Source organism: Melaminivora sp. (genome assembly GCF_032059615.1).
Classification (GTDB): domain Bacteria; phylum Pseudomonadota; class Gammaproteobacteria; order Burkholderiales; family Burkholderiaceae_C; genus Melaminivora.
This window is the reverse complement of sequence record NZ_DAMCAM010000007.1, coordinates 1-23,776: the sequence shown is the minus strand read 5'-3', so window position 1 is coordinate 23,776 and position 23,776 is coordinate 1. Positions and strand designations below refer to the sequence as shown.

Genomic DNA, 23,776 nt, shown 5'->3' with positions numbered 1-23,776 from the left:
CGGTTGTGGGGAACGGAAGGGGAGCGTAAACGCGACCGTGCCGGCTGAAAAGACCGTGAACAGGCTCTTACATCTGCCCTTCGGTCAGCGTGTCGAGCTGAAAGCGCCCCGACTCGTCCCACAGCCACGTGTCGGTATAGGTCACGCGGCCCAGGCGCAGCGGCAGCGGGTAGGGCGCCGCCGCGCGCACCGTGCGCTCGATCTCCAGCACCACCTCGGGCGCGTGGCGCGGCGGGCGCAGCCATTGCAGCCCGGTGACCTGGCCGCGCACATCGATGTCCACCTCCAGCACGCCGATGGCATAGAGCAGCGGGGGCAGCATGCCCGGGTAGATGCGGCCGGCATTCAGCCGGTAGAGGTGGGAGGCTGCGTCCTGCCGATAGGCCAGGTCGTTGTCGGCCACCGAGATGCCCGGCGCCGCCAGGGCGCCGCTGCCGGGCGGGGGCGCGGCGACGGGCGCTTCGGCCTCGTCACCGGCGCCTTCGTCCAGGGGTTCCTCGCGCTGCGGCGCCGTGGACCGCATCCAGGCGCCAAGCGCCGCGCGCAGGCGTTCAAGCCACCCGCCGGGCGTGCGCCGGGTCGTGGTGGAGTCGGGGGCAGGGGAGGTCATGGAAGCTCGCTATGCTGTGCGGCCGGCGCTGCCGCAGGAAGAGATGGACACGGAGACACAAGGATGACGACCCCCATGGGCCCGCCCCTGGCGCGCCTGCTGCACAGCCTGCACGCCGCGCCCGCCTGTCTGGTGGCGGTGGAGTCTACCCAAGGCTCGGTGCCACGCGAGGCCGGGGCCTGGATGGCGGTGCCGGGCGAGCCCGGCGCGGCGCTGATCGGCACCATCGGCGGCGGGCACCTGGAGCTGAGCGCCATCGCCCGCGCGCGTGAGTTGCTGGCCGAGCACCGGGCGGGCCGGCCCGCGGCGCCCGTGCGGGTGCGCCAGGCGCTGGGTCCCAGCCTGGGCCAGTGCTGCGGCGGGGTGGTGCAGCTGCGGCTGGAATGCGTCACGGCCCAGGATGCCGGGGCGCTGCGCGAGCGCCTTGCGCCGCGGCTGCAGCCCGTGGCGCTCTTCGGCGGCGGGCACGTGGGCCATGCGCTGGCGCGGCTGCTGACCACGCTGCCGTTCGCTCTGCACTGGATCGACAGCCGCGAGGGGGTATTCGACCCGCACGTCGCGCCCAGCGCCGTCTGCGAGCATTCCGAGCCCGTGCACGCCGCCGTGCCGGCGCTCGCGGCTGGCTCGCTGGTGCTGATCATGAGTTTCAGCCATGCCGAGGACCTGGACATCCTGGCGGCCTGCCTGGCACGTCAGCGCACCCGGGCAGACCTGCCCTACATCGGCCTGATCGGCAGCCGCACCAAGTGGGCCACCTTCCGCCACCGCCTGCAGGCGCGCGGCTGGAGCGATGCGGAGCTGGCGCACGTGACCTGCCCCATCGGCGTGCCCGGCATCGACTCCAAGGAGCCCGAGGCCATTGCCGTGGCCGTGGCGGCGCAGCTGCTGCAGCGGCTGTCGGCCCTGCAGCCGGCGGCGGAGGCGGGCCGGTCCGGGTGATTCCCAGGGCCGCTGGCACCCAAGACTGCATACACTTCGCGTCCACAAAACCGGGTCGCAGCGGTGCCGGGCAGGCAAGCCCTGGTGCGCGGCCTGCATGACTTTCCTGCTCAGAGCGCCCGCAGTGGTGAGCAGCTTGAGCGCCGACGCGCGACCGCCGGCGTGATCGGAACACGATGGAAAGCTATCTCCTGGACTGGGCCAACCTGCTGCTGCGCTGGCTGCACGTCATCACCGCCATCGCCTGGGTGGGGTCGTCGTTCTACTTCGTCTTTCTGGACAGCAGCCTCACGCCGCCGGTCGATGAGGACCTGAAGAAGCAGGGCGTGAACGGCGAGCTGTGGGCCGTGCACGGCGGGGGCTTTTATCACCCCGTCAAGTTCAACGTCGCGCCGCCGAAGCTGCCCGACCACCTGCACTGGTTCTTCTGGGAGAGCTACACCACTTGGCTGTCGGGCTTTGCGCTGCTGTCGGTGTCCTACCTCTGGAACGCCGGCATCTACCTGATCCACCCGGCCGATCCGCTCATGTCGCCGGCCATGGCGGTGGTGGCGGCGCTGGCCTTCCTGGTGGTGTTCTGGCTGCTGTACGACGCCATCTGCCGCGTCTTTGGCCAGCGCGCGGGGGGCGACGCCACCGTCGGCGCGCTGGTCCTGGTGCTGGTGTGCATTGCCGCGTACCTGGCCTGCCACCTCTTCCCCGGCCAGGCGGCGTTTTTGCTGATGGGCGCGATGCTGGCCACCTCCATGAGCGCCAATGTGTTCTTCTGGATCATCCCCGGCCAGCGCAAGGTGGTGGCGGCTCTCAAGGCCGGCCAGCCGGTGGACCCCATCCACGGCAGGCGCGGCAAGCAGCGCAGCGTGCACAACACCTATTTCACGCTGCCGGTGCTGTTCGCCATGCTGTCCAACCACTACGGCTGGCTCTACAACCATGACCTGAACTGGCTGGTGCTGATCCTGATGATGTTCGCCGGCGCTGCCATCCGCCAGTTCTTCGTCATGCGCCACGGCTTCAAGCTGGGCCGCAACGCCCACCCCTGGCCCTACGCCGCCGTGGGCGTGCTGGTGCTGCTGGGCGTGCTGGCCTGGCTCAAGCCGGTGCCGGCCCCGGCGGCCAGCGCCGCGCCGGCCGCCGCGGGCGCGCCGGCCCCGGGCGACGCCAGCTTTGCCACGGTGACCGCGCTGATCGGCCAGCACTGCGTGCTCTGCCATGGCGCCGCCATTGCCCAGAAAAACGTGCGGCTGGACTCGCCCCAGGGCGTGAAGGACCACGCCCAGCAGATCTATCAGCAGGTGGTGCAGCTGAAGAAAATGCCGTTTGGCAACCCAGGTGCCTTGAGCGACGAGGAGCGTGCCGTGTTCAAGCGCTGGTTCGAGGCCGGCGCCCCGGTCGCGCCCTGAGCGCAACCGTATAGGCGCCATGGCCCGCGCCGCATGGCGCCGTGCACCGCGTGCGCCTACAGTGGCGGCCATGCATCTGTACCGATCCGCGCTGCTGCGCTTTGCCGACGATGGCTCGGCCCTGTACGACGAAGACGGCCTGCTGGCCACCGCCCCTGATGAGCGCGGCGTGCAGCGCGTGGTGGCCGCCGGCCCCTGGCAGGCGCTGGCCGCGCGCCACGCCGGCCAGCCGGTGACGCACTGGCCCGGCCGCCTGATCGCGCCGGGCTTTGTCGACCTGCACATCCACTTCCCGCAGACGGACGTTATCGGCTCGCCCGCCGACGGTCTGCTGCCCTGGCTGGAGACCTACACCTTCCCGCACGAGTCGCGCTTTGCCGACCCCGCGTACGCCGCCGGCGTGGCGCGCTTCTTCCTGGACGAGCTGGCGCGCAACGGCGTGACCACGGCGCTGGCGTTTGCCACCTCGCACCCCGGCTCGGTCGATGCGCTGATGGCCGAGGCCCGCGCGCGCCGCCTGCGGCTGATCGGCGGCAAGGTGCTGCAGGACCGCCATTCGCCCGACGGCGTGCGCGACCAGACCGAGCAGTCGCTGATCGACACCGAGGCGCTGATCCACCGCTGGCACGGCGTGGACCGGCTGGGCTACGCCATCACGCCGCGCTTTGCCCCCACCAGCACGCCGGCCCAGCTGGCCGGCGCCGGCGAGATCGCCGCGCGCCACCCTGGTGTGTGGATCCAGTCGCACGTGGCCGAAAACGTGGACGAGATCCGCTGGGCGCGCGAACTGTTCCCGGCCTCCCGCAGCTACCTGGGCGTATATGGCGACTGCGGCCTGTTGCGCGAGCGGGCCATCTACGCCCACTGCATCCACCTGGACGACGCCGACCGCGCGCTGATGCGCGAGACCGGCGCCGCCGCCGCCGTCAGCCCGACCAGCAACCTGTTTCTGGGCAGCGGCTTCTTTGACTACGCCGCGGCCGAGCGCGCGGGCATGGCCTACGGCCTGGCCAGCGACGTGGGCGGGGGCACGTCCTTCAGCCCGTTCCGCACCATGCTGGCCGCCTACTACGTCGGCCGCGAGGGCCAGACCAGGCCCGGCCTGTCGCTGGCGCCCGAGCACTTGTGGTGGCAGCACACGGCCGGCGCGGCGCAGGCGCTGGGGTTGCAGGGTGTGGTCGGCAACCTGCAGCCGGGCTGCGAGGCGGACTTCGTCGTGCTGAACCCGCGCGCCACGCCGCTGCTGGCGCGGCGCACCCAGGCCGCGCAAAACCTGGCCGAGCTGCTGTTTGCCATGATCGTGCTGGGCGATGATCGGACGGTCGAGCGCACCGTCATTGCCTGATTTTTGGTCAAATCGGCCCTGCGCCCTTGTCAGGCAACCACCAACAGCTATCATTATGATAGTAAATCAACCGTTATCCAACCACATCCGCGCCAGGAGTTGAGCCCGCCATGAGCATCAAGAGCGACAAATGGATCCGCCGCATGGCCGAGCAGCACGGCATGATCGAGCCGTTCGAGCCCGGCCAGATCCGCGAGCAGGACGGCCGCAAGATCATCAGCTACGGCACCAGCAGCTACGGCTACGACATCCGCTGCGCGCGCGAATTCAAGGTCTTCACCAACATCCACAGCACCGTGGTGGACCCGAAGAATTTCGATGAAAAAAGCTTCGTCGACTTCGAGGGTGACTTTTGCATCATCCCGCCCAACAGCTTCGCGCTGGCGCGCACGATGGAGTATTTCCGCATTCCGCGCGACGTGCTCACCATCTGCCTGGGCAAGAGCACCTATGCGCGCTGCGGCATCATCGTCAACGTCACGCCCTTCGAACCCGAGTGGGAGGGTTATGTGACGCTGGAGTTCTCCAACACCACGCCGCTGCCGGCCAAGATCTACGCTGGTGAGGGCTGCGCGCAGGTGCTGTTTTTCCAGGGTGACGAGGAGTGCGAGGTCAGCTACCGCGACCGCAACGGCAAGTACCAGGGCCAGCACGGGGTGACGCTGCCCCGCGCTTGAGAGCCACGCGCCGAGCGGCCGCCGGCAGTGCGCTCGGCAGCCGTCCTACGCAGGCACGGGCTGTGGACTGCAGGGTGCGGCCCGGGGCGCTGCCTAGCATCGGCTCCAGACTTTTCGCCTCTCTGGAGCTCCCCATGGCCACCCCCGAAACCTTCGACTCTTCCTCCCATGCATCCTCGGACGTTCCTGTCGACCGGGGGCCTTCCGGCGGCCGCGTGGCCACCTGGGCGGTGCTTGCCGGCGTGGGGGTCATTGCCCTGCAGCTGCTGACCTTTGACATGGTCATGGAGCGGCATGTGCGCGATGCCGAGGCCCAGGCCGCGAAGTATGTGACCACCACGCTGCAGCCGCGCGACGTGCCTGCCTTGCAGGGCACGCTGCTGGCCTCGCAGTGAGCGCCGGGAGCGCGCCAGCGCGCTTCGCCTCGGCCAGTCCATTCCACCAGCCCGGGACCGCACCATGAGATGGGAAGGCAATCGCGAATCCGACAATGTCGAGGACCGCCGCAGTGGCGGGGGCGGCTTCATCGGCGGACGCAGCATCGGCATCGGCACCGTGGTGGTGGCCCTGATCGGCTGGGGCGTGTTCGGCATCAACCCGCTGACCACCATCGGCATGCTGTCGGGCGGCGGCGCCCCGCAGACGGAGCAGGCGCCGGCCCAGCGCCCGCCCGAAGGCGACCGGCAGGCGGCCTTCGTCTCCACCGTGCTGGCGTCCACCGAGGACGTGTGGAGCCAGGTCTTCCAGCAGGGCGGCGCGCAGTATCAGGCGCCGCGGCTGGTGCTGTTTCGCGGCGCCACGCCCACCGCCTGCGGCACGGGCCAGAGCGCCATGGGCCCGTTCTACTGCCCGGGCGACCACAAGGTCTATCTGGACATGGACTTTTTCGACACCATGAGCCGCCAGCTGGGTGCGCCGGGCGAGTTCGCCCGTGCCTACGTGGTGGCGCACGAGGTGGGCCACCACGTGCAGACGCTGCTGGGCACCACCGCGCAGGTGGACGGCCGGCGCGGCCGCGTGAGCCAGCGCGAGCAGAACGCCCTGTCGGTACGGCTGGAGCTGCAGGCCGACTGCTATGCCGGCATCTGGGCGCGGCACTCGCAGCAGGCGCGCAACTGGCTGGATGAAGGCGATATCGAGTCGGCCATCAACGCCGCGCAGCAGATCGGCGACGACACCCTGCAGCGGCGCAGCAGTGGCACGGTGCGCCCCGATGCCTTCACGCATGGCAGCAGCGCGCAGCGCGTGCACTGGTTCACGCAGGGTTACAAGACGGGCAGTGTGCAATCCTGCGACACATTCAACGCCGGCTCGCTCTGAGAGTCTCCTGAACTTGGCCCGTTTTTTGTTGCAGTGCGACAATAGCAGCTTGATGACACAAGCTTATTCCACACTGGCGCTTGCTGAACCGCTCAAGCGCGCCGTAGCCGAAATGGGCTACGAGACCATGACGCCGATCCAGGCGCAGGCCATTCCCGTCGTGCTGACCGGCAAAGACGTGATGGGCGCGGCGCAGACGGGCACCGGCAAGACGGCCGCCTTCTCCCTGCCCTTGCTCGAGCGCCTGCTCAAGCATGAAAACAGCTCTGCATCCCCCGCCCGCCACCCGGTGCGGGCCCTGGTGCTGCTGCCCACGCGCGAACTGGCCGACCAGGTCGCCCAGCAGATCGCCCTGTACGCCAAACACACCAAGCTGCGCAGCACGGTGGTCTTTGGCGGCATGGACATGAAGCCCCAGACGTTGGAGTTGAAAAAGGGCGTGGAGGTGCTGGTGGCCACGCCCGGCCGGCTGCTGGACCACATCGAGGCCAAGAACGCCGTCCTGAACCAGGTCGAGTACGTGGTGCTGGACGAGGCCGACCGCATGCTGGACATCGGCTTCCTGCCCGACCTGCAGCGCATCCTGTCGTACCTGCCCAAGCAGCGCACCACGCTGCTGTTCTCGGCCACGTTCTCGCCCGAGATCAAGCGCCTGGCAGGCAGCTACCTGCAGGACCCCATCACCATCGAGGTCGCGCGGCCCAACGAGACCGCCTCCACGGTGGAGCAGCGTTTCTTCAGCGTCGACGGCGACGACAAGCGCCGCGCCATCCGCAAGGTGCTCAAGGACCGCGAGCTGCGCCAGGCCTTTGTTTTCGTCAACAGCAAGCTGGGCTGCGCGCGGCTGGCCCGCTCCCTGGAGCGCGACGGCCTCAAGACGGCCGCCCTGCACGGCGACAAGAGCCAGGACGAACGCCTGAAGGCGCTCGAATCCTTCAAGGCCGGCGAAGTGGACCTGCTGGTATGCACCGACGTGGCCGCGCGCGGCCTGGACATCAAGGACGTGCCTGCGGTCTTCAACCACGACGTGCCCTTCAACGCCGAAGACTACGTACACCGCATCGGACGCACCGGCCGTGCCGGCGCCTCGGGCCTGGCGGTGACGCTGGTCTCGGGCAGCGACGCCCGCCTGGTGAGCGACATCGAAAAACTCATCAAGAAGAAGATCGAGCTCGAACCCATCGAGCTGGAGGAGGAGCGCCCGCGCGGTCGCTTCAACGACGGGCGCCGCGCCTGGCGGGAAGGCGAGGAAGGGGCCGCGGCGCCTGCATCCACATCTGCACCCGTGCCGCGCAGCACGCGCAGCAGCGGACACCGCCAGCCGTCCGCCTCGCGCGATCCGTTCTTCGACAGGCCCTACGAGCCGAGCGCCGCCCCCGCTTCGGCCACCTGGGAGGCCGCCCCTCGTGGCGCCGCCTCCACGCGCAACAATATCTCGGCCAACATCAAGCCCCGCCGCAAGCTCGCGGCGCTGTTCAAGGCCCCGGCCGCGGCTTCCACCGCGCCGCAGCAAGGGTAGTTCGGCTGCGCGGCGTCCGCCGTGCACCGCTTTCGCCGCTCACCACGCCCGGCATTGCATGGCCTGTGGGCCCCCACGGGCTGAGCGGATGAGTGACAGGCCCTCGATGGCCGCCTGCACCGGTTCTTTCGGTGAGGCGGCCATTTTTCATGGGGCGCCACCTCAATGCCGCGCAGGTCAATGGCCTCGGGAGGCACATTCCTATGGCCCGTTTTCGTCCTGTCTTACGAATGCGAGCCTCGATATGGAGGAACTTCTCTCTTGCGCGTCCCTGGTCCGGGCCGGGCTGGGGCGCACGGCGGGGTGTGCTGTCCCTCATGCATGGCGCATCGCCGATCCTGTAACCCACCGATCGACGGAAAGGCTTCCATGAACCACAAGATGACTCTCACGATGGCACTGGCCTGTTCAGCCGTGCTGCTGGCTGCCTGCGGCAAGAACGACACGTCCACCCCGGCCGCACCTGCGCCCATGTCGGCTCCAGCCTCCGGGCCGGCGACCACGGCGCCGGCCGACAGCAGTGCCAGCACGGGCAGCTCCACTTCGGGTGATGCCAGCTCCAGTTCCAGCACGGGCACTGGCACGGACACCAGCAGCACCGACACCGCCAGCATGGGCGTCTCCGGTTCGAGCAGCACCACCGGCACCGGCAGCACACCCGATGGCGCAACCACGACCACGGCACCGGCGGCGAGCGATTCCAGCTCCGCAGGCGCTCCCGGGACGGGAGCCGCCGCCGGCAGCGCGGCCGGTGCGAGCTCGCCCACAACGGGCGGAACGGGTGCCATGGGCACGAGCGGCAGTCCGGGTGCGGCGGGTGGCACCACCGGTGCCTCCTCGACAGGGGCAGCTGCCTCGGGCGCCGCTGCAGGCGGGGCGGCGACTGCCTCGGCCGATGCCGGCAAGGGCGTGTATGACAAGACCTGCTTCGCCTGCCACGGCGCCGGCATTGCCGGCGCACCCAAGTTGGGTGACAAGGCCGACTGGGGCCCGCGCATCGCGCAGGGTAAGGACACGCTGTACAAGCACGCCATCCAGGGCTACACCGGCAGCAAGGGCGTGATGCCCCCGAAGGGCGGCGCGACCAACCTGTCTGACGACGAGGTCAAATCCGCCGTGAACTACATGGTCGGCCAGGCAGGCTGAAGCCCGGCTTTCCACTGAAAGCCCCATCCGCCGGCGCGCTGCAAGGCAGCTGCGCCGGCTTTTTTTATAGCAAACAATCGTTGCCTGGAAAGGGATTGGCGTCAGAAACCTTGTGTTTTACTCAGGCGCCCGGCCTCTGGGCCTGAGGACAATCCACCTTGCAGTGTTCGCGTTCGGCCAGCGTCGCGCCAAAGCGCACGGCGCTCAGGCAGCCGCCCCAGACGCAGCCCGTGTCCAGCCCCAGCAAGTCGGGCCGGTCCAGCCACCCCAGGGTGGACCAGTGGCCAAACGCCACCAGCGTGCCGGCAGTGCGGCGCCCGGGCGCCTCGAACCAGGGCAGCAGCCCGGGAGGGGGCTGGTCGGCGCTCTCGGCGCTGTCGAAGTCCATGCGGCCTTCGGGCGTGCAAAAACGTAGCCGGGTCAGGGCGTTCACGACCACGCGCAGGCGGTCGGCACCTTGCAGGTCGTCGCTCCAGCAGGCGGGTTCGTTGCCGTACATCTGCTGCAGAAAGGCCGCCAGACCGGGGCCGCGCAGGCAGTCCTGCACCTCGGCGGCCAGGTGCAGCGTGCGGTCCGCGTCCCACTGGGGCAGCACGCCCGCGTGCACCATCAGAAGCTCCTGGCCGCCATGCCGCAGGCGCCGTGCCAGGGGCTGGCGCCTCAGCCAGTCCAGCAGGTCGGCCCGGTCTCGCGCCTGCAAAACCCCGTCCAGCGTGTCGCGCCTGGACGGCGTGCGCACGCCCTGGGCCACGGCGAGCAGATGCAGGTCGTGGTTGCCCAGGAGAGGCAGCACGCTGCCTTCCATTTGCCGGCAGCGGCGCAATACTTGGGCCGAGGCCGGGCCACGATTGGTGAGGTCGCCCAGCAGGTAAAGCGTGTCCCTGCTCGGTGAAAACCCGATGTGCGCCAGCAGGCGCTCGAATGCGTCGTCACAGCCCTGGATATCGCCCACGCAGTAAATGCTCATCTGCAGACCAGTTCGTTGAGGAGTGGAGGCGATTGTCGCGCACATTGCCGGGCCCACCATAAATGGAATGCAGAGGCTCCGTAGGTGATCGCCGCAATGGATATTCTTTCCCATCTGTTGCGCGCACCGCCGTTGGTGTGCATATAATCCGCGCCATTGCTTCAGTCCCATTACTTCAACCACCTCATATTCAACGCCATGGACTCCACCAGCTACAAAGACCTCCTGAAACAACGTGAAGCGCTGGATCGGCAGATCAGCGAAGCGCGCCAGCGCGAGTTGTCCACTGCCTTGACGCAGGTGCGCGATCTGATTGCCGAATACGGCCTGAGCCAGCAGGACGTGTTTCCCACCGGCCGCGCCGCCCGCGCCGGTACCGTCACGGGCTCGAAGGTGGCTCCCAAATACCGCAATCCCTCCACCGGCCAGACGTGGACCGGCCGGGGCAAGCCGCCGAAGTGGATCCAGAACCAGGATCGCGAACAATTCGCCATTTGAAGCGGCACCGGCCAAGCGCCGGTCCTGATTCGGCAAGCAAGACGGCGCACCTTTAGGTGCGCCGTTTTTCATGGGTTCCACTGCAACCTTCGCGCAGGGACGGATTTTGTTTCTCCATCCGCAATGCATGCGTATTTATACGGATGACTTGAAAGGCTGATGAAGATTGGAACGGGCCATCGAATCGCAGGGGGTGAAGGGTGAAAGCCAAAGAAACGGGTTGGGCCGTGGAAAGCCCATTGCACCCGCGCCCGGTGTTTCGAAGCGCCGCGCGCACGGTCATTTCCGGACCCGTGCCAGGGTCGCAGCCGGGTTGACCCGGGCCGGGGCGTGTCAGACAAAACCGCTTTTTGCCCCGGGGCGCTCCGCGGGGGGGCCATGGATTGGCGCAATCGCCCAGCGCTGCCAGAATGGTGCTCTGTCCCCATGAATCCGGAGTAACTACATGTCTGTGCCATCCCCCGAAACCCCCACGCAAGGCCGCGATACCGGGCACGCGTTCGCTCATACCGTCGAGAGTTTCACCACCGCATCGGGGAGGCAGGGCCATTTTTATTCCCTGCCGGCGCTGGCGCGGCAATTTCCGGGCATCGATCGTCTGCCGGTCTCGATTCGCATCGTTCTCGAATCGGTCCTGCGCAACTGCGATGGCCGCAAGGTGACTGCCGAGCACGTGGCCCAGCTGGCGCAGTGGAGCCCCACCGCGCCGCGCAAGGACGAGATTCCCTTCATCGTGGCGCGCGTCGTGCTGCAGGACTTCACCGGCGTGCCGCTGCTGGTGGACTTGGCGGCCATGCGCAGCGCCGCCGAGCGCCTGGGCAAGGAGCCGCGCCGCATCGAGCCGCTGGTGCCTGTCGACCTGGTGGTGGACCACTCCATCATGGTGGACCACTACGGCACGCCCGACGCGCTCGACCTGAACATGAAGCTCGAATTCCATCGCAACCGCGAGCGCTACGAATTCATGAAGTGGGGCATGCAGGCCTTCGACACCTTCGGCGTCGTGCCTCCTGGCTTCGGCATCGTGCACCAGGTCAATCTGGAGTTCCTCGCGCCCGGCGTGCACGGCGGCAAGGACGGCACGTTCTACCCCGACACCCTGGTCGGCACCGACAGCCACACCACCATGATCAACGGCATCGGCGTGGTGGGCTGGGGCGTGGGCGGGATCGAGGCCGAGGCGGCCATGCTGGGCCAGCCCGTGTACCTGCTGACGCCCGACGTGGTGGGCTTCGAGCTGACGGGCCAGCTGCGCGAGGGCGTGACGGCCACCGACCTGGTGCTCACCGTGACAGAGATGCTGCGCAAGGCCAAGGTGGTGGGCAAGTTCGTCGAGTTCTTCGGCGAAGGCACGCGTTCGCTGGCCGTGCCCGACCGCGCCACCATCGGCAACATGGCGCCCGAGTATGGCGCGACCATGGGCTTCTTTCCAGTCGACGAGAAGACCCTCGACTATTTCCGCGGCACGGGCCGCAGCGAGGAGGACATCGAGGCATTGGAAGCCTATTTCCGTGCCCAGGGCCTGTTCGGCGTGCCCGGGGCGGGCGAGATCGAGTACTCGCAGGTGGTGCGACTGGACCTGGCCAACGTCACGCCCAGCCTGGCCGGCCCCAAGCGCCCACAGGACCGCATCGAGCTCGACAACGTCTGCCGCCAGTTCACCTCGCTGTTTTCCAAGCCCATGTCCGACGGCGGCTTCAACCAGCCTGCCGAGATGCTCAAGACCCGCCACCACGTGCGCCACGGCGACGCCCCCCAGGAGCTGCCCCCGCGCGAGACGCCCACGCCCCCGGGCGCGCCACGCTTCCTGGAGGAGATGGAGAACAACAAACCCAAGCGCGAGCTGATGCACGACGAGGCGGCTGGGGCCACGGCGCTGCCCGAAGAGGAGGCCGATTTCAGTATCGGCAATGGCGACGTGCTGATCGCCGCCATCACCAGCTGCACCAACACCTCCAACCCCAGCGTGCTGCTGGCGGCGGGCCTGTTGGCCAAGAAAGCGGTGGAGGCGGGCCTGACCGTGCAGCCACACATCAAGACCTCGCTGGCCCCCGGCTCGCGCGTGGTGACCGAGTACCTGACCCAGGCCGGCCTGCTGCCCTACCTGGAAAAGCTCGGCTTCGCCCTGGCCGGCTACGGCTGCACCACCTGCATCGGCAACGCCGGCGACCTGGCGCCCGAGATCAACGACGTGATCACGCGCAACGACCTGGTGTGCGCGGCGGTGCTGTCGGGCAACCGCAACTTCGAGGCGCGCATCCACCCCAACATCAAGGCCAACTTCCTGGCTAGCCCGCCGCTGGTGGTCGCCTACGCCATCGCCGGCACCATGCTGCGCGACCTGACCACGCAGTGCCTGGGCAAGGGCAAGGACGGGCGCGAGATTTTCCTGCGCGACATCTGGCCCACCAGCGAGGAAATCCACGCGCTGATGAACTTCGCCATGAACGGCCAGGCCTTCCGCGAGAACTACGCGAAGGTCAAGACTGACCCCGGCGCGCTGTGGAACTCTATCCGCGGGGTGACGGGCGAGGTCTACTCCTGGCCGCAAAGCACCTATATCGCCGAGCCGCCGTACTTTGATAATTTTGCTATCATTTCAGGAGCTGGAAGCGCAGGTGTGGCGCGCGCTGGAGGCCAAAATGACACTGCATCAGTGCAGGGCGCGCACATCATGGCGCTGTTTGGCGACTCCATCACCACCGACCACATCTCTCCGGCCGGCGCCATCAAGCAGGACGGTCCCGCTGGCCGGTGGTTGATGGAGCACGGCGTGGAGCGCCTGGACTTCAACAGCTACGGCTCGCGCCGCGGCCACCACGAGGTCATGATGCGCGGCACCTTCGCCAACGTGCGCATCAAGAACCTGATGATCCCGGCCGCCGAGGACGGCTCGCGCGAGGAGGGCGGCCTGACCCTGTACCAGGGCGAGGGCCCCGACCAGGGAGCGAAGATGTCCATCTTCGACGCCGCCATGCGCTACATGGACAACGGCGCGACCACGGTGGTTCTGGCGGGCGAGGAGTACGGCACCGGCTCCAGCCGTGACTGGGCGGCCAAGGGCACTCAGCTGCTGGGCATCAAGGCCGTGGTGGCCAGGAGCTTCGAGCGCATCCACCGCTCCAACCTGGTGGGCATGGGCGTGCTGCCGCTGCAGTTCCGCGGCAACGACTCCTGGCAGAGCCTGGGCTTGAAGGGCGACGAGATCATCGACATCATCCCCGACCCCGAGCTGACGCCGCAAAGCGAAGCGCGCATGGTCGTGCGCCGGGCCGATGGCAGCGTGGCCCAGGAGGTGACGCTCACCCTGCGCATCGACACGCCCATCGAGGTGGACTACTACCGCGCCGGCGGCATCCTGCCGTACGTGCTGCGCCAACTGCTGGTGGGGTGATGGCCTGCGAGGTCTGCGTGGCGCCGGCAGCGCACGGGCCCGAGCCGTGCCCGGTGCAGCTCACCATGCATGAGCAACTGGCGCACCTGCGCACGGCGCTGGCCAGCATGAGCCAGGGCATCCTGCAGACCGACCCCGAGGGGCGGGTGGTCGTCTACAACGAGCGCGTGCTGGAGCTGCTCGGCTTCCCGGAGGCGCTGATGGCCACCCGACCCACCCTGGCCGAGCTGACCCGGCTGCAGCTGGGCCGGGGCGACTTCGGCGGGCACTGCACCCTGGTGGACCCGCGCGGGCGCGACTACATCCAGGAGGGCGCCGTCGCCGTCTCGCCCGACGTCTATCAGCGCCAGACGCGCGACGGCCGCATCCTGGAAGTGCGCACCAAGACCCTGCCCGGCGGCGGCCTGGTGCGCACCTTTGCCGACGTGAGCGACTACGTGCACGTGCAGACCGAGCTGCGGCGCAGCGAGGCGCGCTTTCGCAGCCTGTGCGACCTGTCCTCCGACTGGTACTGGGAGCAGGACGCCGAGGGCCGCTTCGCCGACATCGCCGGCGTTGCCGCGCGCGGGGACGCCCGGCTGCAGGGCCTGCGCGGGCGCACCCTGTGGGAGGTGGGCGCCGCCAACATGGACGAGGCCGACTGGGCCGCGCACCGGCACCTGCTGGCCGCCCGCAGCACCTTCCGGGAGCTGGAGCTCAAATACCTGGACGCGCAGGACGCCGTCTCCTGGATCGCCCTGAGCGGCGAGCCCATCGTCGATGGAATGGGCCAGTTCCTGGGCTACCGTGGCGTGGGCCGCAACATCTCCGAGCGCAAGCGCTCGGAGAGCGCCATCGCCCAAATGGCGTTCTACGACTCGCTCACCGGCCTGCCCAACCGCCGCCTGCTGCTCGACCGCTTGCAGCAGGTGCGCATGGGCCTGGAGCGCAGCGGTCGCCACGCCGCCCTGCTGTTCATCGACCTGGACAATTTCAAGGCCCTCAACGACACGCGCGGCCACGACCGGGGCGACGAGCTGCTCAACCGCGTCGCCCAGCGCCTGCGCGCCGCCGTGCGTGCCGGCGACACCGTGGCGCGCTTTGGCGGCGATGAATTCGTGGTGCTGGCCGAGGGACTGGCCACCGCGCCGCAGCAGGCGCGGCGCGATGCCGAGCGCCTGGGCTGCCTGATCGCCGAGGCGCTGTCGCTGCCGTACCGGCTGGGCGACCAGCTCAACTACCACACCACGCCCAGCATCGGCCTGACCGTGTTCGCGCATCCGGCGCAAACGGCCGAGGAGCTGCTCAAGCAGGCCGATTTCGCCATGTACCAGGCCAAGGCAGCAGGCCGCAACGCGCAGCGCCTGTTCGACCCGGGTCTGCTGGCGCAGATGCACGCGCGCACGCAGATGGAGTCTGAGCTGCGCAGCGCCCTGGAAGCCGGCGAGCTGGTGCTTCATTACCAGCCGGTGGTGGACAGCGCGGGCACCATCCGAGGCGCCGAGGCGCTGGTGCGCTGGAACCATCCGCAGCGCGGCCTGGTGCTGCCGGGCGAATTCATCGCGCTGGCCGAGCAGAGCGGGCTGATCCTGCCGCTGGGCGCCTGGGTGCTGCAAACCGCCTGCGCGCAGCTGGCGGCCTGGGCGCGCCAGCCGGCGATGCGCTCCATGGTGCTGTCGGTCAACGTGAGCGTGCGCCAGTTCCGCCAGGCCAGCTTTGCCGGGCAGGTGCGCGCCGCCCTGCGCGCCAGCGGTGCATGCGCCGAGCTTCTGTGCCTGGAGCTGACCGAAAGCCTGCTGCTGACCGATACCGAGGAGATGATCGCGCGCATGCAGGACCTGCGTGCCGATGGCGTGCGCTTTTCGCTCGACGACTTCGGCACCGGCTATTCCTCCCTGTCCTATCTCAAGCGGCTGCCGCTGGACCAGCTCAAGATCGATCGGGCCTTCGTGCGCGACGTGCTGACCGACCCCAACGACGCGGCCATCGTGCGCACCATCCTGGCGCTGGCGCACAGTCTCGACCTGGACGCCCTGGCCGAGGGTGTCGAGACGCCGGGCCAGCTCGACTTCCTGCGCGGCCAGGGCTGCCTGTCCTTCCAGGGCTATCTGTTCGGGCGGCCCATGCCGGTGCAGGCGCTGCAGCAGCTCCTGGAAGGCGCCGCCACGCAGGGTTGCTGATCGCGCAAAACGGCGCCACCGCCCAGTCCGGGCGCGGCGCAAGCACAATCGCGCCATGCAGCAAAGACAACGCATCCTGATCGCCGGCGGTGGCATCGGAGGGCTGGCCGCCGCCCTCGCCAGCGCGCAGGCCGGCTGGCAGGCCCGGCTCTACGAGCGCGCGGCCGACTTCACCGAAGTGGGCGCGGGCGTGCAGCTCGGCCCCAATGTCGTGCGGCCGCTGCAGGCCTGGGGCCTGCAGGATGCGTTGCAGGCGGTGGCCACCTTCCCCGAGCAGCTGGCCGTGCGCAGCGCCCACAGCGGGCGCCAGCTGGCCGGCATGCGCCTGGGCCGCAGCATCGCCGAGCGCTACGGCGCGCCCTACGCCACCATCCACCGCGCCGACCTGCACGGCCTGCTCTTGCGCGCCGTGCAGCAGCAGCCAGGGGTGGAGCTGCACACCGGCCACACCGTGGTGCAGCACCGGCAGGAGCCCGGCGGCGTCGCCCTGCAGCTCGAACGCGCCGGGGGCGGCGGGCTGCTGGACGTGGCGGGCGAGGCGCTGATCGGCGCCGACGGCCTGCGCAGCCGCGTGCGCGCCCAGCTGCTGGGCGAGACCCCGGCACGCCCGTCGGGGCACCTGGCCTACCGCGCCGTGGTGCGCCAGAGCGAGCTGCCGGCGGCGCTGCGCTCCATGCACGTGACGGCCTGGCTGGGCCCGCGCCTGCACGTGGTGCACTACCCGCTGCGCCGGGGTGAGCTACTTAACGTGATCGCCATCCGCCATGGCCAAGCGCCCGCAGACCTGGACGCCTGGGACCATGGCGCCAATGCCGCCGAGCTGGAGGACGCCCTGGCACGCACCTGCGCGCCGCTGCAGGACCTGGTGCGCGCCGTGCCGCAGACCGGCAGCGGCTGGCGGCTGTGGCCATTGCTCGACCGCCCCCCGGTGGCCGGCCCGCACGAGATGGCGGGCGGGCGCGTGGCGTTGCTGGGCGACGCCGCCCATCCCATGCGCCCCTACCTGGCTCAGGGCGCGGGCATGGCGATCGAAGACGCGGCCGAGCTGCAGCAGGCCCTGGCGCTGGCCGGCACCGAGGCGGCGCAGCAGCTGCGCCGCTACGCCCTCAACCGCTGGCAGCGCAACGCCCGGGTGCAGTCGCGCTCACGCCGCAACGGACTCATCTTTCACGCCCGTGGCCCCCTGCGCTGGGGCCGCGATGCTGCGCTCGGGTTGTTCGGTGAGCGGTTGCTGGACGTGCCCTGGTTGTATCGGGGGAGTTGAGCAGCGGCGGCGCCGGCAGCCAGGCGAAGGCAGCAGCGGCCAGCGCCAGCACGGCGGCGATGGCGGCCATCACGGGCAGGTACGGGTCGCCGGCGCCCAGGCTCCGCGCCAGCGAGGCCACCAGCCCGGTGAACCACTGCATGGCCGCCACGCCCAGGAACATTGCCATGGTGAACACCGCCATGGCGCGGCCGGTGAGCTCGGCCGGATAGGCGGCGCGCACGTCCGCGTACTGCAGCACGATGAAGCCCGACAACAGGCCGATGGCCAGCATCATCGCCACGTCCAGCCACGCCGCCAGGCCCAGCGCCAGCACGGCGAACAGCACAGCCATCAGCAGCGTGCAGACCACCAGCCAGCGCCGGCGCTGCGCCGGCCCCGGGTCCAGCCGGCCGAAAGCGAGGGGCCCGAACAGCGCCACCACCGACAGCGCCAGCGCCACGTTGCCGCTGTCCACCAGGGAAAAGCCGTGGCGCTCGATCAGCGCCGGCCCCAGCCACAGGCCGCGCAGCGACAGCAGGGCGGCATAGGTGGCGGCGCCCAGCACCACGATGCCCCAGGTGTGGGCCAGCGTGAACAGGGTGCCGAAACGCGCCACGGCTTGCAGCAGCGATTCGCGTGGCGCCGCGCCGGCTGCGGGGACCTGCATGGGCTCGTGCACGCTGCGCCACATCCACGCCCAGGCCGCCAGCGCCAGTGCCGCCAGCACGACGAAGCCCCCGCGCCAGGACCAGCCGGCCACCAGCCAGGCCAGCGGTGTTCCGGTGAACAGCATGCCCAGCGTGCCCACCGCCATGGCCATGCCCGAGACGGAGGCAAAACGCTGCGGCGCGAAGTGCCGGGCAATGAACACGGTGCAGACCAGGAAGGCCGGGGCGCAGCCCACGCCGAGCAGCACCTGCGCCAGCGTCAGCCAGCCGAAGCTGGGCGCCAGCGCCGACAGCACGGCGCCCGCGATGGCCAGCGGAAAGGCCGTGAGGATGGTGCGGCGCACACCGTACAGGTCGATGCCGATGCCCATGAAGATCTGCATGGCGCCGAAGGCCAGGTGAAAGGCGCCGGCGAAGACGCCCAGCGCCTGCGGCGACAGCGCGAACTCTGCCTGCAGCGGCGCGGCCATGATGGCGGCCACGGTCCGAAACGCATTGCTCAGGGCAAAGCCCGAGGTCAGCGCGACGAGCATCCAGAGGGCGGCGTGCTCGCTCGACAGGCGGCTCGGGGTGCGGGGCGGGGTGGCATCAGGCATGCGGGCTACAGCCTACAGGGGAAATGCCGCGCATGCAGGCCCGTGCCGCGCGGCGCCGGCCAGCCGGCGACAGGGCGGCGCGTGCCGCCAGGCCCTGGGGAATAATGCAGGCCCCCCATGCCGGGCGCATCGGCCTAGGTGCCGCCCGGTTGCTGCAAGGACTGCCATGAAGCTACATGCCTTTTTCGTCAACAGCGTGCGCTACAGCACGCTGGGCCTGTGCGTGCTGGTGGCGCTGGCCAGCGCGTTGTGGCTGCTGCTGGCGCCTTTCAGCCGCGTGGCGCTGGCGCTGTTGCTCGTCTCGGGGCTGCTCACGCTGGTGGGCCTGCGCGACCTGCGCCAGACGCGCCATGCCATCCTGCGCAACTATCCCATCCTGGGCCACATGCGTTTCTGGCTGGAGTTCATCCGCCCCGAGATCCGGCAGTACTTCATCGAGGGCGACGTGGACAAGGGCGAGCCCTTCACGCGCGCGCAGCGCTCGGTGGTCTATCAGCGCTCCAAGGGCGAGCCCGACGTGCGTCCCTTCGGCACCAAGCTGGACGTGGGCGCCAAGGGCTATGAGTGGATCAACCACTCCATGCAGACCACCAAGATCGACTCGCACGACTTCCGCATCTGGATCGGCGGGCGCCCGGGCGAGCCGCTGGAGGGCGTCGCGCCCTGCACCCAGCCCTACAACGCCAGCGTGTTCAACATCTCGGCCATGAGCTTCGGCGCGCTGTCGGCCAACGCCATCCTGGCGCTGAACCAGGGCGCCAAGATGGACGGCTTCGCCCACGACACGGGCGAGGGCGGCATCAGCCGCTACCACCGCGAGCACGGCGGCGACCTGATCTGGGAGATCGGCTCGGGCTACTTTGGCTGCCGCAACGAGGATGGCAGCTTCAACCCCGAGCGCTTCGCCGCCCAGGCGCGCCAGCCGCAGGTCAAGATGATCGAAATCAAGATCAGCCAGGGCGCCAAGCCGGGCCACGGCGGCATGCTGCCCGGCGCCAAGGTCACACCCGAGATCGCCGCGGCGCGCGGCATTCCGGTAGGGATGGACTGCATCTCGCCCTCGTCGCACAGCGCCTTCTCCACGCCGGTGGAGCTGATGCATTTCATCGTGCAGCTGCGCGAGCTGTCGGGTGGCAAACCGGTCGGCTTCAAGCTGTGCATCGGCCACATCTGGGAGTGGTTCGCCATCGTCAAGGCGATGCTGGAAACCGACATCACGCCCGACTACATCGTGGTTGACGGTGCCGAGGGCGGCACGGGCGCGGCGCCCATCGAATTTTCCGACCACATGGGCGCGCCGGTGCAGGAGGGCCTGCACCTGGTCAACAACACGCTGATCGGCGTGAACCTGCGCCACCGCATCAAGATCGGCGCGGCCGGCAAGGTCATCAACTCGTTCGACCTGGCGCGCATGTTCGCCCTGGGCGCCGACTGGTGCAACTCCGGGCGCGGCTTCATGATGGCGCTGGGCTGCATCCAGGCGCAGGTCTGCCACACCGGCCGCTGCCCGACCGGCATCGCCACGCAGGACGCGCTGCGCGAGCGCGCCCTGGTGGTGCCCGACAAGGCCACGCGCGTGGCGCAGTACCACGCCAACACGCTGCATGCGCTGAAGGAATTGCTGCAGGCCGCCGGCCTGATGCACCCCGACCAGCTGACCCCGCACCACATCGTGCGCCGGGTGGACAGCTCGCGCATCCGCCTGCTGTCGGCCGTCATGCCGACCATCCGCTTCGGCGCGCTGCTCGACGATCTGGAGAACCAGCACAGCGTCTACAAGCTGTACTGGCCGCTGGCCGACGCGCACAGCTTCTCGCCGCGCACGCCCAGCGAGGAAGAGCTGCAGGCCAGCCCGGGCATCCGTCCGACCATCGCCGGGCGGCCCGCGTCGGCCGTGCAGATCGCGCAGGAACTCACGCGCAAGCGCCCGCCGCGCCCGCAGCCGGTAAGCGCGCTGGTGCCGGACCAGGCGCGGCGCTTCAACCCGGCCACCACCCAGCCCTCGCAGGTGCCACCGCAGTGGACCGGCTCGGGCGCCGACCAGCGCCCGCCGGGCGACCCGCTGGCGGCGGCCGAGGACGGCGTGATGCGCACGCGCAAGCGCGAGCCTGGCGAGCAGTGAGCGGGGCGAAGGTCAGCCCGGCTGGGCGGTTGAGCCACGGGGCAGGCGGATAATCCGCGCTTTTTTGCCGGCCTGGCCGGCGCGGGCTCATCAGGAGAAGAAAGCGCGTGGATACCGTATTGCTGCTCAAGGCCGCCATCATGGGCGTGGTCGAGGGACTGACCGAGTTCTTGCCCATCTCGTCCACGGGGCACCTGATCCTGGCAGGCAGCCTGCTGGGTTTTGACGACGCCAAGGCCAAGGTCTTCGACATCGCCATCCAGACCGGCGCCATCTTCGCCGTCATCCTGGTGTACTGGCAGCGCATCCGCGAGACGCTGGTCCAGCTGCCCAGCCAGCGCCAGGCGCAGCGCTTTGCGCTCAACGTGTTGATCGGCTTCCTGCCCGCCGTGGTGCTGGGGCTGTTGTTTGGCAAAGCCATCAAGGAGCATTTGTTCACCCCCGTGGTCGTGGCCAGCACCTTCATCCTGGGCGGCTTCGTCATTCTGTGGGCCGAGCGGCGCCAGCAGGCGGCGGTGCGCATCCAGAGCGTGGACGACATGGCCCCGCTCGATGCGCTCAAGGTGGGCCTGGTGCAGTGCCTGGCCATGGTGCCGGGCACCAGCAGGAGCGGCGCGACCATCATCGGCGGCATGCTGCTGGGCCTGTCGCGCAAGGCGGCGACGGATTATTCGTTCTTCCTGGCCATCCCCACGCTGATCGGCGCGGGCGCATACAGCCTGTACAAGGAGCGTGCCCTCTTGTCGGCGGCCGATGTGCCGCTGTTCGCCGTGGGGCTGGTGTTCTCGTTCATCAGCGCCTGGGCCTGCGTGCGCTGGCTGCTGCGCTACATCAGCACGCACAGCTTCGTGCTGTTCGCCTGGTACCGCATCGCCTTCGGGCTGGTGGTGCTGGCCACGGCGTGGTCGGGCCTGGTGATCTGGGCGGACTAGAGGGTGTTATGCACTTTGAGCGCTCCAGCCGTGGGGAGGCTAGAGTGCGGCCATGCCCCGCAAGCCCTACCCGACAGATGTCAGCGACGAAGAATGGAGCTTTGCTGGCCCTTACCTGATGCTAATGGAAGAAGCTGCGCCGCAGCGCCGTCACGACCGGCGCGAAGTCTTCAATGCCTTGCGCTGGCTGGTGCGTGCTGGCGCGCCCTGGCGTTTGTTGCCCAATGATTTCCCGCCGTGGGAGGCGGTCTACCAGCAAAGCCGCCGCTGGGTGGAGGCAGGCTGCTTTGAAGCGATGGTCTCGGATCTGCGCTCCATCATCCGCGTGGCCCAGGGCCGGCAGGGCCAGCCGAGTGCAATCGTGCTGGACGGGCGCACCCTGCAGTCGAGCTGTGAGAGCGGGCCTCGGGCGGGCTATGACGGCTACAAGCGCAGGCGAGGCAGCAAGGTGCACATGGCCGTCGATACGCTCGGCCACCTGCTGGCGCTACACGTCACGCCGGCCGACGAACAGGAGAGGGCCCAGGTCGAACGCCTCTGCGCCGCAGCGCAGCAGGCCACGGGCCACACGGTCGAGATGGCATGGGCGGACCAAGGCTACACAGGAGAGAAAGCGCGCGAGGCTGCGCAGGAACACGACATTGCTCTGCAGATCGTGAAGCTGCCTGAGGCGAAAAAAGGCTTTGTGCTCTTGCCCAAGCGCTGGGTGGTGGAGCGCAGCTTCGGCTGGCTGGCGCGCTTTCGTCGACTCTCGCGGGATTACGAGCGGCTGCCTGAGGTACTCAGCGGGCTGCACTTCCTCGTCTTTGCCGTGCTCATGCTGCCCCAGGCCGCTCGGCTGCTAGCTTCCGCCAGTAGTTCATAACACCCTCTAAGGAGATTTTGTTTTCAGCGCTCGTGGAGCAGCGGCGGCCAGCTATTGAATGAAGGGTGAAATGTTCAGTTTGGCCCGAAAGGAAAAACCAAATTTCAATTTCCGTATCCGGTTGGTCAACTGTTCAGAATCTTGCTATGTACTTGCCTTTATATCGGCGCAAAATTTTTCATCTTGTTGCGATGAAGCGGCGGTGTTTGAGTGATCTGAGTGATAGAGATTTGAAGATCTGGCGCCATACCTAGCGATAATGGAGGAAGCGACGTTGGAAGGCAGGTAGAGCCTTATGCAAATTTTTATGATCTGCGCTGGCCGGCTAAACTGACACATTCTGACGCATCCTGTTGCATAGCTTTCTGCCCTGACCAATGACGGTCTATATTCTCTTTGTTAGAGCGTGGCTGGCTGCCCTGAAGTGTTGGTTTACAATTTATTACATTTTTCTAACGAAAAAAGGTTTGTATTGCTGTCTTAACATTGGGTAATGAGTTGGACTTCCAATTGTCTGCTGCTCTTTCGCAATATTACTGCGACATCGAGTACGTTCCTAATAAAATATCAATGCTAAATTTGCTAAAGGGTGGGCACGCTTACGCCACCTAAGTTCATGCTGCTCTTAATAATGGCATAAAAAGTACAATACGCCGCCAATATCAAGGCGGTGTATTTTTTGTGACTGAACTGGTGTTTGATGACGCGAAGCAAAAATTCAACCTTGGCGCGAAGCGCGATCTGATCTCCTTTATATGCCTGATTCTGTTTTAAGAAAATGGTTGATCGGTGACAGCCTTCCATATTGAATGACCAGCAATAGGCTCAATGCTAGTAGTGCTAAAACACTTCTTATTGTGAGAAATCCTGAGAGCACCTACTAAGGACGAAGACGAAGCGACTGGCACCTGAAGGAACGCTGTTATGGCGCTTCCGGCGCAACAAGCGTTTCAACAAACGGGGCTCCATAATGTAGGCCCATGCTCACGCGGTAGAGTGCGACTTCTTCGAGCTGCAGCGTAGCAGCAATAGGGCATTCGAAGCCAATCCGCAGCGTGCCCTGTCGATTCTGTTGCAGTGGTAGGATCAAAGCTGAAACGCCGATGGCGATAGCTGCGTCAGTTCGGCGACCGCGCAATATCACGCGCTGATAGGCCCTCTCGCCGTACTGGTTTTCGAAGTTTAATCTCAGCGACTCGCAGCGCGTGTCCAATGCGGCTATGCCGAGGTGCAGCGCCGCGCGTTCACCCTGAGTTAGATCTACGCCGCGCCAAACAACCTCAGCATCAGTCGCAGTAGTGCGTACCGGGCCCAGCCAGGGCGGGCCGCTCAGGTTGTGGTAGCTAAGCGCCTCGGGCCCCGCGCGATCC

Annotated in this window: 19 protein-coding genes and 1 pseudogene; 15 read left to right on the top strand and 5 right to left on the bottom strand. The window is 68.0% G+C overall.

Annotation, left to right across the window (positions count from 1 at the left end):
- Positions 1 to 67: 67 nt before the first annotated feature.
- On the bottom strand, positions 68 to 610 hold the full coding sequence (locus RT051_RS02780; protein ID WP_313071249.1) for a hypothetical protein: 543 nt from the start codon (positions 608 to 610) through the stop codon (positions 68 to 70).
- A 63-nt stretch (positions 611 to 673) separates the two neighbouring features.
- Here RT051_RS02780 and xdhC point away from each other — a divergent pair, with 63 nt between their 5' ends.
- The 7 genes from xdhC to RT051_RS02745 all read left to right on the top strand — a co-directional run bounded on the left by xdhC (position 674) and on the right by RT051_RS02745 (position 7,813).
- Positions 674 to 1,549: a xanthine dehydrogenase accessory protein XdhC gene (gene xdhC, locus RT051_RS02775; protein WP_313071245.1), complete on the top strand. Its 876-nt coding sequence runs from the start codon at positions 674 to 676 to the stop codon at positions 1,547 to 1,549.
- A 176-nt stretch (positions 1,550 to 1,725) separates the two neighbouring features.
- Positions 1,726 to 2,952: a urate hydroxylase PuuD gene (locus RT051_RS02770; protein ID WP_313071239.1), complete on the top strand. Its 1,227-nt coding sequence runs from the start codon at positions 1,726 to 1,728 to the stop codon at positions 2,950 to 2,952.
- Between the two features lie 70 nt (positions 2,953 to 3,022).
- The gene (guaD, locus tag RT051_RS02765) at positions 3,023 to 4,297 is read left to right on the top strand and encodes a guanine deaminase (RefSeq protein ID WP_313071235.1); all 1,275 of its coding nucleotides are present in this window, start codon (positions 3,023 to 3,025) and stop codon (positions 4,295 to 4,297) included.
- Positions 4,298 to 4,407: 110 nt separating this feature from the next.
- Positions 4,408 to 4,974: a dCTP deaminase gene (gene dcd / locus RT051_RS02760; RefSeq protein ID WP_313071230.1), complete on the top strand. Its 567-nt coding sequence runs from the start codon at positions 4,408 to 4,410 to the stop codon at positions 4,972 to 4,974.
- A gap of 134 nt (positions 4,975 to 5,108) precedes the next feature.
- Positions 5,109 to 5,369, top strand: a complete 261-nt coding sequence (locus RT051_RS02755) for a hypothetical protein (protein ID WP_313071226.1) — start codon at positions 5,109 to 5,111, stop codon at positions 5,367 to 5,369.
- Between the two features lie 64 nt (positions 5,370 to 5,433).
- Complete coding sequence (locus RT051_RS02750; RefSeq protein ID WP_313071222.1) at positions 5,434 to 6,294, top strand: neutral zinc metallopeptidase; 861 nt, start codon at positions 5,434 to 5,436, stop codon at positions 6,292 to 6,294.
- 52 nt (positions 6,295 to 6,346) lie between these two features.
- Positions 6,347 to 7,813, top strand: a complete 1,467-nt coding sequence (locus RT051_RS02745; RefSeq protein ID WP_313071218.1) for a DEAD/DEAH box helicase — start codon at positions 6,347 to 6,349, stop codon at positions 7,811 to 7,813.
- A gap of 224 nt (positions 7,814 to 8,037) precedes the next feature.
- Here the strand turns inward: RT051_RS02745 and RT051_RS02740 are convergent, their stop codons facing one another.
- Positions 8,038 to 8,601, bottom strand: coding sequence for a hypothetical protein (locus tag RT051_RS02740; protein ID WP_313071213.1), 564 nt, complete (start codon positions 8,599 to 8,601; stop codon positions 8,038 to 8,040).
- Here RT051_RS02740 and RT051_RS02735 point away from each other — a divergent pair.
- Positions 8,600 to 8,959 carry a c-type cytochrome gene (locus RT051_RS02735; RefSeq protein WP_313071208.1) on the top strand — a complete coding sequence of 120 codons (360 nt, stop codon included), beginning with the start codon at positions 8,600 to 8,602 and terminating at the stop codon, positions 8,957 to 8,959. The genes RT051_RS02740 and RT051_RS02735 overlap by 2 nt on opposite strands.
- A gap of 121 nt (positions 8,960 to 9,080) precedes the next feature.
- On the opposite strand, the gene RT051_RS02730 is transcribed toward RT051_RS02735, so the two are convergent.
- Entirely contained in the window at positions 9,081 to 9,926 is an 846-nt protein-coding gene (locus RT051_RS02730; RefSeq protein ID WP_313071205.1) for a symmetrical bis(5'-nucleosyl)-tetraphosphatase, read from the bottom strand.
- A gap of 198 nt (positions 9,927 to 10,124) precedes the next feature.
- On the opposite strand from RT051_RS02730, the gene RT051_RS02725 reads away from it, so the two are divergent.
- The 4 genes from RT051_RS02725 to RT051_RS02710 all read left to right on the top strand — a co-directional run bounded on the left by RT051_RS02725 (position 10,125) and on the right by RT051_RS02710 (position 17,241).
- Positions 10,125 to 10,424 carry an H-NS histone family protein gene (locus RT051_RS02725; RefSeq protein ID WP_313071200.1) on the top strand — a complete coding sequence of 100 codons (300 nt, stop codon included), beginning with the start codon at positions 10,125 to 10,127 and terminating at the stop codon, positions 10,422 to 10,424.
- Between the two features lie 445 nt (positions 10,425 to 10,869).
- A complete protein-coding gene (locus RT051_RS02720; RefSeq protein WP_313071197.1) occupies positions 10,870 to 13,818 on the top strand; it encodes an aconitate hydratase in 2,949 nt (982 codons plus the stop codon).
- Positions 13,819 to 13,883: 65 nt separating this feature from the next.
- Positions 13,884 to 15,977, top strand: coding sequence for an EAL domain-containing protein (locus RT051_RS02715; RefSeq protein ID WP_313071194.1), 2,094 nt, complete (start codon positions 13,884 to 13,886; stop codon positions 15,975 to 15,977).
- 55 nt (positions 15,978 to 16,032) lie between these two features.
- Positions 16,033 to 17,241 carry an FAD-dependent monooxygenase gene (locus RT051_RS02710; RefSeq protein ID WP_313071189.1) on the top strand — a complete coding sequence of 403 codons (1,209 nt, stop codon included), beginning with the start codon at positions 16,033 to 16,035 and terminating at the stop codon, positions 17,239 to 17,241.
- Here RT051_RS02710 and RT051_RS02705 read toward each other — a convergent pair.
- Entirely contained in the window at positions 17,138 to 18,487 is a 1,350-nt protein-coding gene (locus RT051_RS02705; protein WP_313071184.1) for an MFS transporter, read from the bottom strand. The two genes, RT051_RS02710 and RT051_RS02705, sit on opposite strands and share 104 nt — an antisense overlap.
- A 166-nt stretch (positions 18,488 to 18,653) precedes the next feature.
- Between RT051_RS02705 and RT051_RS02700 the strand changes: the two are divergent.
- From RT051_RS02700 to RT051_RS02690, 3 genes and pseudogenes are all read left to right on the top strand, one after another.
- Positions 18,654 to 20,381, top strand: a pseudogene (locus RT051_RS02700) (FMN-binding glutamate synthase family protein); the annotation flags it as partial.
- 335 nt (positions 20,382 to 20,716) lie between these two features.
- Entirely contained in the window at positions 20,717 to 21,541 is an 825-nt protein-coding gene (locus RT051_RS02695) for an undecaprenyl-diphosphate phosphatase (RefSeq protein WP_313071181.1), read from the top strand.
- 52 nt (positions 21,542 to 21,593) lie between these two features.
- Positions 21,594 to 22,406: an IS5 family transposase gene (locus RT051_RS02690; protein WP_313071178.1), complete on the top strand. Its 813-nt coding sequence runs from the start codon at positions 21,594 to 21,596 to the stop codon at positions 22,404 to 22,406.
- Positions 22,407 to 23,328: 922 nt separating this feature from the next.
- On the opposite strand, the gene RT051_RS02685 is transcribed toward RT051_RS02690, so the two are convergent.
- Positions 23,329 to 23,776 (bottom strand): hypothetical protein (locus RT051_RS02685; RefSeq protein ID WP_313071175.1); only part of this gene is annotated, 448 nt, incomplete at its 5' end.